15 protein-coding genes are annotated in these 16,939 nt (G+C 60.6%); 10 read left to right on the top strand and 5 right to left on the bottom strand.

The features are described from left to right. Nucleotides 1-19: 19 nt before the first annotated feature. Both G6N74_RS00900 and G6N74_RS00905 read right to left on the bottom strand, forming a co-directional pair. The gene (locus G6N74_RS00900; RefSeq protein ID WP_165113303.1) at nt 20-1,297 is read right to left on the bottom strand and encodes a peptidoglycan DD-metalloendopeptidase family protein; all 1,278 of its coding nucleotides are present in this window, start codon (nt 1,295-1,297) and stop codon (nt 20-22) included. A gap of 326 nt (nt 1,298-1,623) precedes the next feature. After that, nucleotides 1,624-2,091, bottom strand: coding sequence for a peroxiredoxin (locus G6N74_RS00905; RefSeq protein WP_165113305.1), 468 nt, complete (start codon nt 2,089-2,091; stop codon nt 1,624-1,626). A gap of 95 nt (nt 2,092-2,186) precedes the next feature. Between G6N74_RS00905 and G6N74_RS00910 the strand changes: the two genes are divergently transcribed. Further along, complete coding sequence (locus G6N74_RS00910; RefSeq protein WP_165113307.1) at nt 2,187-5,594, top strand: DUF3971 domain-containing protein; 3,408 nt, start codon at nt 2,187-2,189, stop codon at nt 5,592-5,594. A gap of 19 nt (nt 5,595-5,613) precedes the next feature. On the opposite strand, the gene tyrS is transcribed toward G6N74_RS00910, so the two are convergent. Beyond that, a complete protein-coding gene (gene tyrS / locus G6N74_RS00915; RefSeq protein WP_165113309.1) occupies nt 5,614-6,867 on the bottom strand; it encodes a tyrosine--tRNA ligase in 1,254 nt (417 codons plus the stop codon). A 105-nt stretch (nt 6,868-6,972) separates the two neighbouring features. Between tyrS and G6N74_RS00920 the strand changes: the two genes are divergently transcribed. Continuing rightward, nucleotides 6,973-8,112 (top strand): anhydro-N-acetylmuramic acid kinase, encoded by a 1,140-nt coding sequence (locus G6N74_RS00920; RefSeq protein WP_165113311.1) that lies wholly within the window; start codon nt 6,973-6,975, stop codon nt 8,110-8,112. Between the two features lies 1 nt (nt 8,113). On the opposite strand, the gene G6N74_RS00925 is transcribed toward G6N74_RS00920, so the two are convergent. Both G6N74_RS00925 and G6N74_RS00930 read right to left on the bottom strand, forming a co-directional pair. Next, the gene (locus tag G6N74_RS00925; RefSeq protein ID WP_165113313.1) at nt 8,114-8,770 is read right to left on the bottom strand and encodes an FMN-binding negative transcriptional regulator; all 657 of its coding nucleotides are present in this window, start codon (nt 8,768-8,770) and stop codon (nt 8,114-8,116) included. 19 nt (nt 8,771-8,789) lie between these two features. Continuing rightward, nucleotides 8,790-9,464 carry an alpha/beta hydrolase gene (locus G6N74_RS00930; RefSeq protein WP_165113315.1) on the bottom strand — a complete coding sequence of 225 codons (675 nt, stop codon included), beginning with the start codon at nt 9,462-9,464 and terminating at the stop codon, nt 8,790-8,792. 231 nt (nt 9,465-9,695) lie between these two features. On the opposite strand from G6N74_RS00930, the gene G6N74_RS00935 reads away from it, so the two are divergent. The 8 genes from G6N74_RS00935 to G6N74_RS00970 all read left to right on the top strand — a co-directional run bounded on the left by G6N74_RS00935 (nt 9,696) and on the right by G6N74_RS00970 (nt 16,890). After that, nucleotides 9,696-10,859 (top strand): cysteine desulfurase family protein, encoded by a 1,164-nt coding sequence (locus G6N74_RS00935; protein ID WP_165113317.1) that lies wholly within the window; start codon nt 9,696-9,698, stop codon nt 10,857-10,859. Between the two features lie 176 nt (nt 10,860-11,035). Further along, the gene (gene sufB, locus G6N74_RS00940) at nt 11,036-12,559 is read left to right on the top strand and encodes a Fe-S cluster assembly protein SufB (protein WP_165113319.1); all 1,524 of its coding nucleotides are present in this window, start codon (nt 11,036-11,038) and stop codon (nt 12,557-12,559) included. Between the two features lie 27 nt (nt 12,560-12,586). Next, complete coding sequence (gene sufC / locus G6N74_RS00945) at nt 12,587-13,342, top strand: Fe-S cluster assembly ATPase SufC (protein WP_165113321.1); 756 nt, start codon at nt 12,587-12,589, stop codon at nt 13,340-13,342. A gap of 9 nt (nt 13,343-13,351) precedes the next feature. Then, nucleotides 13,352-14,620: a Fe-S cluster assembly protein SufD gene (gene sufD, locus G6N74_RS00950; protein ID WP_165113323.1), complete on the top strand. Its 1,269-nt coding sequence runs from the start codon at nt 13,352-13,354 to the stop codon at nt 14,618-14,620. Between the two features lie 3 nt (nt 14,621-14,623). Continuing rightward, entirely contained in the window at nt 14,624-15,868 is a 1,245-nt protein-coding gene (locus G6N74_RS00955; protein WP_165113325.1) for a cysteine desulfurase, read from the top strand. A gap of 5 nt (nt 15,869-15,873) precedes the next feature. Beyond that, nucleotides 15,874-16,269, top strand: a complete 396-nt coding sequence (locus G6N74_RS00960; RefSeq protein ID WP_165113327.1) for an SUF system Fe-S cluster assembly protein — start codon at nt 15,874-15,876, stop codon at nt 16,267-16,269. A 64-nt stretch (nt 16,270-16,333) separates the two neighbouring features. Then, nucleotides 16,334-16,579, top strand: a complete 246-nt coding sequence (locus G6N74_RS00965; protein ID WP_165113329.1) for a type II toxin-antitoxin system ParD family antitoxin — start codon at nt 16,334-16,336, stop codon at nt 16,577-16,579. Continuing rightward, nucleotides 16,579-16,890, top strand: coding sequence for a type II toxin-antitoxin system RelE/ParE family toxin (locus tag G6N74_RS00970; RefSeq protein WP_165113331.1), 312 nt, complete (start codon nt 16,579-16,581; stop codon nt 16,888-16,890). The genes G6N74_RS00965 and G6N74_RS00970 overlap by 1 nt, the downstream gene beginning before the upstream one ends. Nucleotides 16,891-16,939: the final 49 nt, after the last annotated feature.

Here is a 16,939-nt window from a genome sequence, read left to right on the forward strand (position 1 = left end):
TTCGGCTTTTATCGCCTAGCTAGAGATACTGGCCGACTTTCTTGCCCAGCTTCAGAAAGCGCAGGGGGTCGACCGCTTCGCCGTTGCGGCGGACTTCGTAATGAAGGTGAGGGCCAGTGGAGCGGCCGCTGGTGCCGACTTCGCCGATCGTATCGCCCGTGGCGATCTTCTGGCCCTCCCTGACGTCGATCCTGCTCAGATGAGCGTAGCGGGTCGAGAAGCCGCTGCCGTGATCGACTTCGACCATGCGGCCATAGCCGCCGTTCCAGCCGGCCTTTACGACGATGCCTGCGGCGGTTGCGCGCGCATCCGATCCCATGGGCGCGCGAAAATCCATGCCCGAATGAAGGGCAGGAGTGCCAAGCAGCGGGTCCCTGCGCACGCCGAAAGTGCTGGAAATCGACCGGCCCGGTGCGGGATTGGCCAAAGGCAGCCGCTGCGCTTCCTTCTTCACCTTGTCGAGCTTGTCCAGAGCTTCGTCCAGTTCCTTCACCTTGGTGTCGAACATCGAGGGATTGTCGACGGCAATCAACGGGCCGCCGACATCGGCCTTGCCAAAATCTGCGTCAACGGGAAGACCGGCCGATTCAAGCGCGTCGGAGATGACATCGGCGGTCTGGTAGGCATTTTCAGCCAGGGAATCTATGCGGGCGAGCTGTTCGCTTTCTATTGTGCGCAGCGACTGGTTGAGCGTGACGAACAGTTTGTCGGCATGATCGGCAGATGAGTCCGCCTGTGCTGCCGAGTTGCGGGTCGACCACAGCGCAAACGGGTTCTTTGCACTGCCAACGGCGGCGTAGGCCAGTTGCGTATCGGCAGCCGGAGAGGGCAGTTCAACGCGCGTTTCGGGTTTTGCCGGCGCCGAGCCTTCCGCCGGCTTTGCACCGTTCACCACCGCTTCCGCGCGATCCAGCAGGGGGCCGAGCCTGCCATGACGTTTGGTCAACTGGCTTTGACGTTCGATCAGTTCGGAAACCTTCGTTTCCATAAGCTGCTGGTCGAGCAATTGCCTGCTTGTTATGCGGTCGACTTGTGAGCGCAGGGCAGAGATTCGATCCTCATAGGCCTGCTGCATACGCGCCTGCCTTGCGGTGGCGGCGCCGATGAGATCGTCACGCAGCACCAGGTAGGAAGTCGCAAGAAGATAGCCGATCGCCAGTGCCGCGAATGCCGAACCGGCAAAGGCAGCCATCCATGGGCGCACGGTGAAATGCCTGATTTCGCTGCCGCGCGCGATGATGATCGTGTGCGGTTCCTTGCGTTTGCCGAATACGACTGCCTGATCGGATTGTTTCACGGAACCAACTTCCACGCCGGAGACCAACGACAGGTTGATTACACATTGTTAGGGTTAACAAAGCTTTTCGCGCATGGATTTAACAGCGCAATCAGAAAGGAATTCGTTGTTCGGGAGGGATTGCGCAAACAAAAAACCCGCCATGTGGCGGGTTTCAAATTTCGCTTTTCGATCCGCTTCTGGGGCTATCGCAGGAACAGCCAGAGCAGGATGATGATCGGAATAGGGATGCCAAGCATCCACAACAATACGCCGCGTAACATGTCTTCCTCCGATTGGTTTGATCGTTCTGAAATCAAACGTCGGAAGGTCAAAATCGTTCCGCTCTACAACGCGCGCGCAGCTTCCAGAACCTCGGCAGCATGGCCGGGCACCTTCACTTTGCGCCAAATCCTGGCGATGCGACCGTCCGAACCGATGAGGAATGTGGTGCGCTCCACGCCCATATATTTGCGGCCATACATGCTTTTCTCGGTCCATACGCCATAGGATTCGAGGGCTTTGCGCTCTTCGTCCGCGACGAGTTCGACCGCAAGCTTATGCTTGGTCTTGAACTTGTCGTGGCTCTTGACGCTGTCGGGCGACATGCCGAGCACGATGGCGCCGGCCTTCTCGAAATCGGATTTCAGCGCTGAAAAGTCGATCGATTCTGCCGTACAACCGGAAGTGTCGTCCTTGGGGTAGAAATAGAGCACCACTTTCTGGCCACGAAGGCTGGTAAGGCTGAGTTCCCCGCCGCCGTCTCGTGGCAGTTCGAAGTCCGGTGCATTGTCTCCTGCCGAGAGTTCAGTCATATCGGTGCCCTTGTTTGAGGTTACGCGCGAACCCACAGAGATATATTGTCGTTTTAGGATTCGTCCACGACTGAAACGCTGTCACGGGATACCGTGTGGATCACAAGGTACCAAAACACGAGAAGATACGGTTTCGGCGTCACGAAATCACGGATCTTAGCGCCTTTCCATCCGCGGAAGGCCAGGACTTCGGAAAGCCGCGCCAGAACATTGCCAGACGTTGCGGAAGGTTAGCCTTAGCGGCCGGGGCGGTGCTGGCGACCGTGCTCGCGGTGCTTGCCGCGATCGTTTTCGCAATCGGCTATTCCGGAATGGGCAGCGAACGGCTGCGCGCCGAGGCGGAGAAAGCGATCGAGACCTTTGCCGGCGTGGACGTGACTGCCTCGATGGGCCCTGCCGGCGTATCCGTAGACGGCTCGCGGCTTGTCGCGCTGGAAGTTCGCGATGTCAGCGTAAAAGCTGCAGATGGCGCACCTATCATCGATGCCGGGCTGGTGCGATTCGGGGTACGTTTCCTGCCGCTGCTTTCGGGCAATATCCGGCTTGGCAGCGCCGGGATTTCCGACGCGCGGATCACCACGGCAGCGATGCCGATGGCAGACAGGGGTGACTGGACCAAAATCCTGAAGAACGATGACGGTCTGATCAATCCCGACAAGGTCGCCGAAGCGATATTCGGTCAGGTCAGCCGCGCGCTCGATGCGCTGGAGGTTGGCTCGACGCGCCAGATACAGCTGGAAAATGTCGAATTCGTCCTTCCGGAGGACGGCCGCGTGCGTATCGTGCGCATCGCCGAAGCTTCGCTGAGCGAAGCCGGGCCGGGCGAACTCACCTTCACGGCTGACATCGACATCGACGGTCGCGGACTGGCGCTGACCGGCACGGCTACCCGCGATACGGTTTCGCACCGTATCACCGACCTCAACGCGCAGGTGAAGACAGCTGCCTTGGCGCAGGAAACGCCGGCGCTGGAGAACGGTAGCGATATTGGTGATTTCAGCCTGACGATCGCCGGACAGCAGGGAATTGCAACCAATCCAAGCCAGTTGACGGCGTCGCTCTCGCTCGATCGCGCAGTGCTTGACCTGGGCAAGGACGGAGCTTTCAACGGTGCGGTCAATGTTCAAGCCACGTTGCTGACAGGGTCGAACAAGATCGAGATCGATCGGCTTCGCGTGGCAACCGGGCGGTCCAATCTCGAATTCAACGGCGCCATAGGGCCTCGGCCGGCGACCGGCCTTGGCGGCGACAAGCCGCTCTACCGGTATGAACTTGTCAGCACCGCCGCAACGCTTGCGCCTCAGGATTCGCCTGAGCCCGCGCTTGATCTGATCGCGCGCGTGAACGGCACCTTTGACGCCGAGAAAAACCTGATAACCGCCGACCAGATCGCGGTCAAAAGTGGGTCGGGAGAGGTTGTTGGAACGGCCTCGCTGGAAATCCCCGGGGGCGGCAAGGCACCGGGGATTGCGCTGGCGCTGGCCGTCCACGACATGGACGTGTCCCACGTCAAGCAGATATGGCCCCTGTTTGCCGCCAAGGGGGCGAGAAGCTGGGTTCTGGATCATGTCTTCGGCGGCCGCGTCCTTGATGGCCGGTTGCAGTTCAAGGTCGCGCCCGATCGTCTCGGAAACGGCATTCCGCTTACCGCCGACGAGGTCTCGGGCAGGTTTCAGATCGACGACACGCGATTTGACACTGCAGGCCTGATACCGCCGGTTCGCGATGCCATGGGTGTCGTGGATTTCCAGGGCAACGATGTCGATATCTCGCTATCGTCGGGAACGGTTTTCCTTCCGAGCGGTCGTAGCGTGATCGCAACTGACGGCAAACTCAGGATCGAGAAAGCCAATCGACCACCGCTGATCGGGTCGCTCGACATCAATGTCGCTGGGGAAGCCGCCGCAATTACGGAACTCGCGTCCTACGATCCGATCAACGCCATGCGTTTCGTGGGGATGAAGCCGGACGAGTTCAGCGGCAAGGTGAGCGGCAACGTCAAGGCTGACATCCCGCTTTCGAAAGGCATCGATACCAGCAAGCTCTTCTGGCATGTCGCGCTCGACTATGAGGACCTGTCGCTTGCCAGGCCGCTGGATGGCCAGCGCATCAGCGATGCCGACGGCACGATCGTCGTCGAGCCCGACAATGCCGTGATAACCGCCAAGGCAAAGCTGAACGGGATTCCGGCCGATATTTCCATTATCGAACCGCTGCGGGCAGGCGGTCCGGAGCGTCAGCGCAAGGTTCAGCTGGTGCTCGACGATGCGACCCGCGAAAGCGTCATGCCTGAGCTTTCGACGCTGGTCACGGGCACGATCAAGGTCAATCTCGATGCAAAGACGGCCGGAAGCCAGGCCGTCACTGCCGACCTGACGAACGCAAAACTCGACATTCCCTGGGTGGGTTGGTCGAAGGGGCCTGGGATCGCCGCCGATCTCAGTTTCACGCTGCAGAAATCCGAAGGCAATTCGACGCTTTCCGACTTCAGGCTTGAAGGAAAATCCTTTGCGATCGGCGGTTCGATCGCGCTAGCCGGCGGCAGTTTCTCTTCGGCTCGCTTAACGACGGTGAAACTCAACCGCGATGACAATGTCGCGGTTTCGATCAAGCGTTCCGGCAAAAGCTATTCGGTAGACGTCAGCGGCAGCCAGATGGATGCGCGGTCACTGATCAAGCAGTTCACCTCGGACGTCGGCTCTAGCCCGGCCGGGAAGGCGGGCGGTGGGGCAGGGGTTTCCGTAAATCTCGACGTCAGGGCGATTACCGGCTTTGGCGGCGAGCAGCTCTCCAACGTCGCGGTCAGCTACAGCGGCGCCGGGTCGAAGGTGAACGGCCTGAAGGTGTCGGCGGTGACCGGCTCGGGAAGCGCAGTCACGGTGCGCAGTTCGTCGGATGGCGGCCAGCGTAGCCTGCAGATGCAGTCGGCGGACGCCGGGGCGATCCTGCGTTTTATGAACATCTACGACAACATGCAGGGTGGAGCCATCAAGCTGGCACTGGCGGCTGCCGGCGACGGCCCCATGAGCGGGCAGGTCGACACCAGCAACTTCTGGATCGTCAACGAACCGAGGCTGGCATCGATCGTCTCGACCACGCCGCCCGGCGACGAGCGCAGCCTGAACCAGGCGGTGAAAAGCAATATCGACACGTCGCGGGTGCAGTTCGAGCGCGGCTTTGCCCAGATAGAAAAGGGCCAGGGCTATCTGAAGATCGGCAATGGCGTGCTTCGTGGGCCGCTGATCGGCACGACTTTCCAGGGGACGCTCTATGACGAGCGCGGCAACATGGCGATGACCGGCACTTTCATGCCCGCCTATGGCCTGAACCGGATATTTGGCGAGATCCCGCTGTTCGGTGCAATCCTGGGCAATGGGCGCGACCGCGGGCTGATCGGCGTGACCTACCGGCTTTCCGGCAACGCCAAGTCACCCAACATGCAGATCAATCCGCTGTCGGTCATCGCGCCGGGAATTTTCCGGTCGATCTTCGAATTTCAGTGAGCAGCCGTTTGGCGGTCGGTCAAACCGGCCGCACCAGGATGTGCTTCTTCTTGCCGAGCGAAAGTTTTACGACGCCTTCTGAGGTGAGGTCGGCGCTCGTAATGATCCGCCGTTCGTCGGAAACGGCAGCGTCATTCACGCGCACCGCGCCACCCTGAACGTGACGGCGGGCTTCGCCGTTGGAGCCGGCAAGGCCGGCTGTGACGAACAATGCAAGAATGCCAATGCCGGCTTCAAGATCAGCCTTGCCGATCTCGACGGTCGGAAGCGTGTCGGCGAAGGCGCCTTCCTCGAAGGTCTTGCGCGCGGTTTCTTCTGCTTGCTGTGCGGCATCGCGGCCGTGAAGCATCGAGGTGACCTCGGTTGCCAGAACCTTCTTGGCGTCGTTGATTTCCGAACCGCCGAGCTTTTCCAGGCGCGCGATCTCATCCAGCGGAAGCGTCGTGTAGAGCTTCAGGAAGCGGCCGACATCGGCATCCTCGGTGTTGCGCCAGTATTGCCAGAACTCGTAGGGGCTCAGCATGTCGGCATTCAGCCAGACCGCGCCATTCATCGACTTGCCCATCTTGGCGCCGGACGATGTCGTCAGCAGCGGCGAGGTCAGCGCGTAGAGCTGCGGCGTGCGCAGCCGGTGGCCGAGATCGATGCCGTTGACGATGTTGCCCCACTGGTCCGAGCCGCCCATCTGCAGCTTGACGCCGTAGCGCTTGCTGAGCTCAACGAAGTCGTAGGCCTGCAGGATCATGTAGTTGAATTCGAGGAAGGACAGCGATTGCTCGCGGTCGAGCCGCTGCTTCACCGAATCGAAGGCGAGCATGCGATTGACCGAGAAATGCTGGCCGACATCGCGCAGGAATTCGAGGTAGTTGAGTGGCAGGAGCCACTCGGCATTGTTGACCATCAGCGCGTCGCGCGGGCCGTCGCCAAAGGTCAGGTAGCTGGAAAAAACCTGCTTGATGCCGTCGATGTTGGCCTGGATCGTCTCGGGCGTCATCAGCTTGCGCGCCTCGTCCTTGAAGGACGGGTCGCCGACCATGCCCGTGCCGCCGCCCATGAGCGCGACGGGGCGATGCCCGGTCTGCTGCATCCAGTGCAGCATCATGATCTGGATCAGGCCGCCGGCATGAAGGCTCGATGCCGTCGGGTCGAAGCCGATATAGGCCGAAACCGTTTCCGTGGCGAAAAGCTTGTCGAGGCCGGCATCATCGGATGTCTGATGGATGAAGCCGCGCTCGGAAAGGATGCGCAGGAAATCGGATTTGAAGGCGGACATTTTTTCTTTCCCGAGAATTCCACGGCGCATAGGACGCTGCCGTGGCAAGTGTGGTCGGGCGCGTTTAGCATCTGGCGGCAGGGAATCACAAGAACGGCGACCAAAATGACGACAACATGCGCGATCGGCCTGATGAGCGGCACGTCGATGGACGGCATCGACATCGCCATGCTGCGGACCGATGGCGTCGCCGAAATAGAGATAGGGCCTTCGCTTTTCGTTCCCTACGAAGCTGCTTTCCGGCGGCGCATCGAGAATTCGCTGGAAACGGCGAAGGCCATTGTGAAGCGCGACGACCGGCCCGGCGATCTCCAAGGCCTCGAACGCGAGATCACGCTGCGGCACGCGCGCGCTGTCGAAACCTTTCTGGCCTCGCCGGCCGGCGCGTGGGGCAGGCCGGAGGTGATCGGCTTTCATGGCCAGACGGTGCTGCACCGGCCGCAGGTTGGCGTTACCGTGCAGCTGGGCGACGGTGCGCTTCTGGCACGCGAGCTTGGCGTGCCGGTGGTCTACGACATGCGCGCCAACGACATGGCGCAGGGCGGGCAGGGCGCGCCGCTGGTGCCGGCCTATCATGCGGCTCTGGCGCGGACGCTGCCGGAACCTTTTTCCGGGCGATATCCGGTCGTCTTCGTCAATGTCGGCGGCATTTCCAATATTACCTATGTGCCTGAGAAGGGCGATCCCTTCGCTTTCGATACCGGCCCTGGCAACACGCTGATCGACCAATGGGTGTCGCGTGAGGGCGGCGTGCCGTTCGATGCCGGCGGTGCTATCGCCAGCGAAGGCGGTATCATTGTTTCGGTGGTCGAGCGTTATCTGGAAGTGCCGTTTTTCGAGAAGGCGGGACCAAAATCGCTCGACCGTAACGACTTCACGCTCGATCTCGCGAAAGACCTGGAGTTGTCTGACGGCGCACGCACGCTGGCAGCCGTTTCAGCCGAAGCAATATTGAAATCGGCAGAGCATATGCCTGAAAAGCCGAAGCTGTGGATCATCTGCGGCGGCGGCCGCAAGAACCCGCATATCGTCGGTGATCTGCGCGCCGGGGCTGAAAAGGCAGGTGCCGAGGTGATCGTTGCAGAAGATGCCGGTTTGGACGGTGATGCGACCGAGGCGGAAGCCTGGGCTTTCCTGGCAGTGCGATCGCTGAATGGGTTGCCGCTGACTTTCCCGACGACTACGGGCTGCCGGGAAGCGGTGAGCGGCGGGGTGCTGGCTCAGCCGTCCACAGTACAAGCCTGATCTAGTCGCCGCTCAGCCCGCCGTACTGGCGCACCAGATTCGCCATCTCGGCGGTGCCGGTCGATCCGGCGTCCGTTTCCAGCCCTTCCGCCACGCCGGCGCGATCTGCGACCGGACGGTTCTGGCTGACCTTCCATTTGCCTTCGATGCTGGTGATCTCGATCTCGAGGCCGATAATGCCTTTGATCTGTGCCTGGATGAACGCCTCAGGCGCGTCGGTCACCTTCCACGGTTCAGCGCGCTTGGTCTCATGGCTGGCGGTAAGTTCTGCAATCTGCCCGGCGAGCCAATCCTTGTCATCGATCACGCGCATGCGGCCACGGACCTGAACGATGGCATAGTTCCAGGTCGGCACGACCTTTCCCGTTTCGCGCTTCGTCTCGTACCAGGATGGCGTGACATAGGTGTCCGCCCCCTGGAACACGACAAGCACCGGCATGTCGGGATTATCGGCCAGCATGCGCCATTGCGGGTTTGCCCTGGCAAGGTGCACGCGCAGCCTGCCATGCGGCGGCACGTCGCCATCGAGCAGGAAAGGCAACGGATTGGCGACCGGGCCGTCCTGCCCGTTCGAGACGAGCAGGCCGAGCGGATGCGCGCGAATCAGGGAATGCAGGACGTCCAGCCGCGTTTCGATGAAATGAGGAGGCTGGTACATCGGCGTTTGTCCTGCGTGTTTATCTCAGCCGCTTGGGCCGTGGATCGGAAAGTTCGCCGGCGAGGCGCCGGTCGAGATAGTCGGAGCATTCCTCGAGCAGCAATTCGGCATCGTTGGCGAAGAAATGGTTCGCGCCGGGCAGCGTCTTCTGCGTGATCGTGATGCCTTTCTGCGTATGCAATTTGTCGACCAGTCCCTGAACGTCTTTCGGCGGGGCGACCTTGTCGGCATCACCATGGATGATAAGGCCGGACGACGGGCAAGGGGCCAGGAAGGAGAAATCATAGGTGTTGGGCTGCGGCGCGATCGAGATAAAGCCTTCGATCTCCGGACGGCGCATCAGAAGCTGCATGCCGATCCAGGCGCCGAAGGAGTAGCCGGCAACCCAGCAGGTCTTCGAATCCGGATGGAGTGCCTGGATCCAGTCGAGCGCCGCCGCGGCATCCGACAATTCGCCGTTGCCGTGGTCGAATTCGCCCTGGCTGCGGCCGATGCCGCGGAAATTGAAGCGAAGCGTGGTGAAATTCCGCTTCTGGAACATATAGAAGAGGTCGTAGACGATCTTGTTGTTCATCGTGCCGCCGAACTGTGGGTGCGGATGCAGGATGATGGCGATCGGCGCATTCTTTTCCTTCGACGGCTGATAGCGTCCTTCCAGACGACCGGCCGGACCGGCGAAAATGACCTCAGGCATGAATAACTCCACTTAACTCGTGCAAAAACTTGACCGCCGCTTGGAACAATTCTGCCGCTGGCCTTGACGCAGCGCGGGCGTCTTCTTAGAAGCTAGTTTAGAACTGTTCAAAACTGGGTGGACTGGCCACCTGTTTGACAATGCGGGTAAATAGGACGTCTGGCCTTGGAATTTCAAGGAAATAACGTTCAACCCGGCGGAATGGCGATTTAGAGGACCGATCGAGCGCAAATGGCCGCCTCACGCGCCTATCTCGACCACAATGCGAGCGCCCCGCTGTTGCCGGGCGCGCGCGAAGCCATGGTCGCGGCTCTCGACATCACCGCCAACCCATCCTCCGTCCATAGCGAGGGACGGGCGGCGCGGCGCATCATCGAGGATGCGCGGCGCGAAATTGCAGCACTGGTCAACACCAAGCCCGAGCATGTCGTCTTCACATCAGGCGCAACTGAAGCGGCGACGACGCTTCTGACGCCGGACTGGCAGATGGGACGCGGCGCGGTTCGTCTGTCAAAGGCCTACGTGTCAGTTGCCGATCATCCCTGCCTGCTCAATGGCGGACGTTTTGGCGCCGAGCGCACGATCCATATCGGCGTCGATGGTGACGGAATTACCGATCTGGACGCTTTGAGGCAGGCGCTTGCTGCTCACGACAAGGCCGAAGGCCTGCCGTTGGTGGCTATTCACGTAGCCAACAACGAAACCGGCGTGATCCAGCCGCTTGGCAAGATCGCCGAGATCGTCAAGGCGGCTGGCGGTGTGTTCGTGGTCGATGCGGTTCAGGCCGCTGGCCGCATTCCGCTCGATCTGGCAACGGGTTATGCCGACTATTTGATATTGTCGTCGCACAAGATCGGCGGGCCGAAAGGCGTCGGCGCATTCGTTGCCGCATCCGACCTGATGATGCCGAAGCCGCTCGTCACCGGTGGTGGGCAGGAGCGCGGATTTCGTGCGGGCACGGAAAATCTCGCCGCGATTGCCGGCTTTGGTGCGGCTGCACGCGAAGCAAAGATTGCGCTCGCCGGGATCGATCAGGTTCGGGCGCTACGTGACAGCCTCGAAGCTTCGATCCTGTCGCTTGCGCCCGATGCAGAAATATTCGGACGCCGGAGCGAACGGCTTGCCAATACGATTTTCTTCGCTATTCCAGGCGTCAAATCGGAAACGTCGCAAATCGCCTTCGATCTGGCGGGTGTGGCGCTGTCGGCCGGCTCGGCCTGTTCGTCGGGCAAAGTCGGCCCCAGCCATGTGCTGAAGGCCATGGGACACGACAATCCGGAAGGCGCGCTTCGCGTCTCGATCGGCCCGGCGACCACGCAGGCCGAGATCGAGCAGTTCACGGCGGTGCTAGCTGGAATCCTGGCGCGTCGCGCCGAAAAAACGAAAGCCGCCTGAGGGGTGGATGGAATTTGGCCTTCTGGGCCAACGAGTCGGTGCGTTTTGGAGCGTTTGTAACGCTTCCAACGGGTGAATTTCCCGGCAAGACGCACTATATGGAACTTACGCCGCGCCAGCGGTGCCATAGTTTGAAAACTGTCGGGCCTTGACCCCGGCGTGGATGGAGAACGCTTATGCCTGCTGTGCAGGATACGATCGATCGGGTTCGTAAGATCGACGTTGACCAATACAAGTACGGTTTTGAGACAGAGATCGAGATGGACAAGGCGCCGAAAGGCCTGTCCGAAGACACGATCCGTTTCATCTCGAAGAAGAAGGACGAGCCGCAATGGATGCTGGAATGGCGTCTTGAGGCTTTTCGCCGCTGGCTGACGCTCGAAGAGCCGACCTGGGCGCGCGTCAACTATCCGAAGATCGATTTTCAGGATATTTATTACTACGCCGCGCCGAAAAGCACGCCGGGGCCGACCTCGCTTGAGGAAGTCGATCCGGAACTTCTGAAGGTTTATGAAAAGCTTGGTATCCCGCTGAAAGAGCAGGAAATCCTGGCTGGTGTCCAGAAGCCGAAGGCGGAAGCCGACGAGTTCGACGAAGCTGGCGACAATGTCTACAAGTCCGGCCGCGTTGCGGTCGACGCGGTGTTCGATTCCGTTTCGGTCGTCACGACCTTCAAGAAGGAGCTGGCGCAGGCCGGCGTTATCTTCTGCTCGATCTCGGAAGCGATCCGCGAGCACCCGGAACTGGTGAAGAAATATCTCGGTACTGTGGTGCCGACTACCGACAATTATTATGCGACGCTGAATTCGGCCGTCTTCACCGACGGTTCGTTCGTGTTCGTGCCCAAGGGCGTTCGCTGCCCGATGGAGCTGTCGACCTATTTCCGCATCAACGAAAAGAACACCGGCCAGTTCGAGCGCACGCTGATCATCTGCGAGGACGGCGCCTACGTTTCCTATCTCGAAGGCTGCACCGCACCGCAGCGCGACGAAAACCAGCTTCACGCAGCCGTGGTCGAACTTGTCGCGCTCGACGATGCCGAGATCAAATATTCGACGGTCCAGAACTGGTATCCGGGCGACGCGCAGGGCAAGGGCGGCATCTACAACTTCGTCACCAAGCGTGGCGATTGCCGTGGCAAGAACTCCAAGATTTCGTGGACGCAGGTCGAGACCGGTTCGGCGATCACCTGGAAGTATCCGAGCTGCATCCTGCGTGGCGACAATTCGCGCGGCGAGTTCTATTCGATCGCCGTGTCGAACGGCTACCAGCAGGTCGATAGCGGTACCAAGATGCTGCACCTCGGCAAGAACACGTCGAGCCGCATCATCTCCAAGGGCATCGCCGCCGGCTTTTCGCAGAACACTTATCGGGGTCAGGTCTCGGCCCATCGCAAGGCGGAGAATGCACGCAACTTCACCCAGTGCGACTCGCTGCTGATCGGCGAGGACTGCGGCGCGCATACGGTGCCCTACATCGAGGCAAAGAATTCGTCGGCGCAGTTCGAGCATGAGGCGACAACCTCGAAAATCTCCGAGGACCAGCTGTTCTACGTCATGCAGCGCGGCATTCCCCAGGAAGAGGCCATCGCACTGATCGTCAACGGCTTCGTCAAGGAAGTCATCCAGGAACTGCCGATGGAGTTCGCGGTCGAAGCGCAGAAACTGATCGGCATTTCGCTCGAGGGTTCGGTCGGCTGACCGGTATTGGAATTCAGGAAGAAAAATATGCTTGAGATCAAGAACCTGCATGCCCGGATCGCCGAGAGCGGCGTTGAAATCATCCGCGGGCTGAACCTTACCGTGAAGGCCGGCGAAGTTGCCGCCATCATGGGCCCGAACGGCTCGGGCAAGTCGACCTTGTCCTATATTCTGGCTGGCCGGCCCGACTATGAAGTCACCGAGGGCGAGATTTTGTACAATGGCGAGTCGATCCTTGAGATGGACCCGGCCGAGCGCGCTGCCGCCGGCATTTTCCTGGCGTTCCAGTATCCGATGGAGATACCGGGCGTGGCGACGATGGAATTCCTGAAGGTCGCGATGAACGCGCAGCGCAAGGCGCGCGGCGAAGAGCCGCTGAAGATTCCTGAGCTGATCAAGCGCGTCAAGGAAGAGGCCGGCTTGCTCAGCATGGACATGGCGATGCTCAAGCGTCCGCTGAATGTCGGCTTTTCCGGCGGCGAGAAGAAGCGCGCGGAAATCCTGCAGATGAAGCTGCTTCAGCCGAACCTCTGCGTGCTGGATGAGACCGATTCCGGCCTCGACATCGATGCGCTGAAGATCGTGTCGGACGGCGTCAACGCGCTGCGCTCGCCAGACCGCGCCATCGTGGTCATCACCCACTACCAGCGCCTGCTCGAACACATCGTGCCGGACTCGGTGCATGTGCTTTACAAGGGCCAGGTCATCAAGTCGGGCGACAAGTCGCTGGCTTTCGAGCTGGAAGAGAACGGCTATGCCGGGATCATCGAAGAGGCGGCATAGGTGAGTGTGATGAATATGCATGCAACACCGCAGCGAACGGCAGCCGAAACGGCGCTGATCGACGCGTTCGGCGAGCGGCTGTCGCTGTTGCCGGGCGACGGCGAGGTCATGGTCAAGCGCGACGATGCCATCGAGGCGCTGAAGGCCGGCCTGCCGACCAAGCGCATCGAATCCTGGCACTATACCGACCTGCGCCGCCTGCTGACTTCGGTTCCCGCGCATGACGGTGCAGTTCAGGCGAAGGCCATTGCGCCGCTGCTCGAGGGCTCGACGGTGCTTTCGGCGCTGAACGGTGCGACTGCAGGCAAGCTTCCTTCCATCGAAGGCGTGACTGTCCAGTCTTTGGCCGAGAAGCTCACGGATGGCAGCTTTGCCCCGGCGCTCGACCCTTACGGCTTTGACGATGCGATCGGCGCGCTGAATACGGCCTTCGTTGCCGACGGCTATTTTGTCGACATCGCCGACGGCACCGAGCCCGAAACGCCGCTCGAACTGCAGAATGTACAGGCCGGCGGACAGACGCATATGCGTTTTCCGGTGCGCGTCGGTACCGGCGCCAAGGCGACGATTGTCGAGCGCCAGACCGGCGAGGGCGCTGCCCTTGTCAGTTCGGTCAGCCAGCTTGTGCTCGGCGATGATGCTGAGGTGCTGTGGCTGATCGTGCAGGAACAGCCGGACACGGCAACGCATCTGGCGCAGTTCAAGGCAAAGCTCGGCAAGAATTCCAAGCTGACGCTTTTCCTTATGAATGCCGGCGGCAAGCTGGTCCGCCAGGAGATTATCGTCGACGCGGCGGGCGAGGGTGCTGTGTTCACGCTGCGCGGCATCAACCTGCTCGCCGGCGACACGCATACCGACGTCACCATGGTGCTCGATCATTCGGTGCCGCATACGAGTTCGACGGAAGTGATCCGCAATGTCGTCACCGGCAAGGCGCGCGGCGTATTCCAGGGTCGCATCAACGTTGCCCAATACGCGCAGAAGACCGACGCGAAGATGGCCTGCAACACGCTGCTGCTGTCGGACGACGGCGAGTTCTCGGCCAAGCCGGAGCTCGAAATCTTCGCCGACGACGTGCAGTGCGGCCACGGCGCGACCGTAACCGAGATCGACCACAACCATTTGTTCTACCTGATGGCGCGGGGCATCGACGAGAAGACTGCGCGCGGCTTGCTGGTCAAGGCATTCGTCGCCGAGGTCATCGAGGAACTGGAAGTCGAACCGGTGGTCGAGGCGCTGGAGGCGCTGCTCGACGGATGGTTCCAGACGCATGGGTGAGGCATGAACGCGCCGGGTAAAATCGCGGAATTCTACGACGTCGAGGCGATCCGCCGCGATTTTCCGATCCTGTCGCGCGAAGTCTATGGCAAGCCGCTGGTCTATCTCGACAATGGCGCTTCGGCACAGAAGCCGCAGGCGATGCTCGATGCGGTCCAGCACGCCTATGCCAATGAATATGCCAATGTCCATCGCGGCCTGCATTTCTTGTCGAACGCCGCGACCGATGCCTATGAAAAGGCTCGCGAAACGGTTCGCCGCTTCCTGAATGCCGGCAGCGCGGAAGAGATCGTTTTCACCTCCAACACGACCTCGGCGATCAACACGGTCGCCTATGGTTTCGGCATGCCGAATATCGGCAAGGATGACGAGATCGTCATTTCGATCATGGAGCATCACTCCAACATCGTGCCGTGGCATTTCATCCGCGAGCGGCAGGGCGCAAAACTCGTCTGGGTGCCGGTCGACGATGAAGGCGTGTTCCATATCGAGGAATTCGAAAAGCGCCTGACCGATCGCACCAAGCTGGTGGCGATCACGCAGATGTCGAACGCGCTCGGCACCGTCACGCCGATCAAGGAAATCGTGCGGATCGCGCATGCGCGCGGCATTCCGGTGCTGGTCGACGGCAGCCAGAGTGCTGTCCATATGCCGATCGACGTGCAGGATCTGGACTGCGATTTCTTCGTCTTTACCGGCCACAAGGTCTATGGGCCGAGCGGCATCGGCGTGCTCTACGGCAAGCGCGAGATGCTGGAGCGCATGCGGCCCTTCCAGGGTGGCGGTGAGATGATTACCGAGGTGACGGAAGACAATGTCACCTACAACGATCCGCCGCATCGCTTCGAGGCCGGCACGCCGCCGATCGTCCAGGCGATCGGGCTCGGAGCGTCGCTCGAATATATGGAAAAGGTCGGCCGCGAGGCGATCGCCGCGCATGAGGCAGATTTGAAGAATTATGCGCATGAACGTCTGCGCTCGATCAACTCGCTGCGCATCTTCGGCGACGCGCCGGGCAAGGGCGCCATAGTGTCGTTTGAACTGCAGGGCATTCACGCGCATGATGTGTCGATGGTGATCGACCGGGCGGGCGTGGCGGTGCGCGCCGGCACGCATTGCGCGCAGCCGCTGTTGAAACGCTTCGGCGTAACCTCCACATGCAGGGCATCCTTCGGCATGTATAATACGCGCGCTGAAGTGGACGTTTTGGCAGAAGCGCTTGAAAAAGCGCGGAAATTCTTCGGGTGAGCACAATGGAAGACGCAAGCGTTGAAACCGAATCCAAGCCCGTCGAGGAGCAGGGCGGTAGCGTGGTTTCGGCTTCGGCCATTCCCGCCGAAGAACTGGCGCGGCTGACCGACGACATCGTCTCGGCGCTGAAGACGGTCTACGACCCTGAAATTCCGGCCGACATCTATGAGCTCGGCCTCATCTACAAGATCGACATCGAAGACGACCGCTCGGTCAAGATCGACATGACACTGACAGCGCCCGGTTGCCCGGTCGCCGGCGAAATGCCGGGCTGGGTGCAGAATGCGGTCGGTGCGGTGGAAGGCGTCTCGGATGTCGAGGTCAACATGACCTTCGATCCGCCCTGGACGCCGGACCGCATGTCGGAAGAGGCGCAGGTCGCGGTCGGGTGGTATTGAGCGACGATAACGAAAATTGCGCATTTTCTGTTATTTGCTATGATGCTTTGCAAAGGAGAGCATCATGAATGTCTCGCTCGGAGAACGCTGGGAAAGCTTTGTGGCCACGGCCGTTGAACAGGGAAGATACGGTTCCGCCAGCGAAGTGGTTCGAGAGGGGCTGCGCCTTGTTGAAGAGCGCGAGGCAAAACTTCTGGCGCTCCGGCAAACCATCGAGGCCGCTATCGACCGTGGCGGCAGTCACAGCGAGGAAGATGTCGAACGGGCGCTGAAGGCGAAACTCGATAGCTGGGCGGCAGAACGGGCCTGATGCGGGAACTCCGCTTTTCCAGTGAGGCGCTCGACAATCTCCTGGATATCGCAATTTACATCGCGACCACGACCGGCAGCCGCTTCCTGGCCGAGGCATTTGTCGGCGAGTTGCGGCAAAAATGCGCCAGGCTGGCGTCGCTTCCAGGTACGCTGGGGCGAGAGAGAACGGAGTTGAAGCCGGGTCTGCGCAGTTTCGCTTTCAAGGGCTATGTCATCTTTTTCCGTTATAGAGATGACATCTTCGAAGTGGTGACGGTGCTTGAAGGCCATCGTGATTTCATCGCGTACTACCGGGACGATGATATCTGATTGCGACTTGCCAACCGGACTTCGATCGACCATCTATAGGGTATCCGGC

The organism is Mesorhizobium zhangyense, assembly GCF_011045115.1.
GTDB lineage: Bacteria > Pseudomonadota > Alphaproteobacteria > Rhizobiales > Rhizobiaceae > Mesorhizobium_M > Mesorhizobium_M zhangyense.

What these genes read in the sequence shown, in the direction of transcription:
- G6N74_RS00920 (WP_165113311.1), top strand. Translation starts at nt 6,973, where the DNA reads ATGACGACAACATGCGCGATCGGCCTGATGAGCGGCACGTCGATGGAC.
- sufB (WP_165113319.1), top strand. Translation starts at nt 11,036, where the DNA reads ATGCCTGCTGTGCAGGATACGATCGATCGGGTTCGTAAGATCGACGTT.
- G6N74_RS00935 (WP_165113317.1), top strand. Translation starts at nt 9,696, where the DNA reads ATGGCCGCCTCACGCGCCTATCTCGACCACAATGCGAGCGCCCCGCTG.
- sufC (WP_165113321.1), top strand. Translation starts at nt 12,587, where the DNA reads ATGCTTGAGATCAAGAACCTGCATGCCCGGATCGCCGAGAGCGGCGTT.
- tyrS (WP_165113309.1), bottom strand. Translation starts at nt 6,867, where the DNA reads ATGTCCGCCTTCAAATCCGATTTCCTGCGCATCCTTTCCGAGCGCGGC.
- G6N74_RS00955 (WP_165113325.1), top strand. Translation starts at nt 14,624, where the DNA reads ATGAACGCGCCGGGTAAAATCGCGGAATTCTACGACGTCGAGGCGATC.
- G6N74_RS00970 (WP_165113331.1), top strand. Translation starts at nt 16,579, where the DNA reads ATGCGGGAACTCCGCTTTTCCAGTGAGGCGCTCGACAATCTCCTGGAT.
- G6N74_RS00905 (WP_165113305.1), bottom strand. Translation starts at nt 2,091, where the DNA reads ATGACTGAACTCTCGGCAGGAGACAATGCACCGGACTTCGAACTGCCA.
- G6N74_RS00965 (WP_165113329.1), top strand. Translation starts at nt 16,334, where the DNA reads ATGAATGTCTCGCTCGGAGAACGCTGGGAAAGCTTTGTGGCCACGGCC.
- G6N74_RS00930 (WP_165113315.1), bottom strand. Translation starts at nt 9,464, where the DNA reads ATGCCTGAGGTCATTTTCGCCGGTCCGGCCGGTCGTCTGGAAGGACGC.
- G6N74_RS00960 (WP_165113327.1), top strand. Translation starts at nt 15,874, where the DNA reads ATGGAAGACGCAAGCGTTGAAACCGAATCCAAGCCCGTCGAGGAGCAG.
- G6N74_RS00925 (WP_165113313.1), bottom strand. Translation starts at nt 8,770, where the DNA reads ATGTACCAGCCTCCTCATTTCATCGAAACGCGGCTGGACGTCCTGCAT.
- sufD (WP_165113323.1), top strand. Translation starts at nt 13,352, where the DNA reads ATGAATATGCATGCAACACCGCAGCGAACGGCAGCCGAAACGGCGCTG.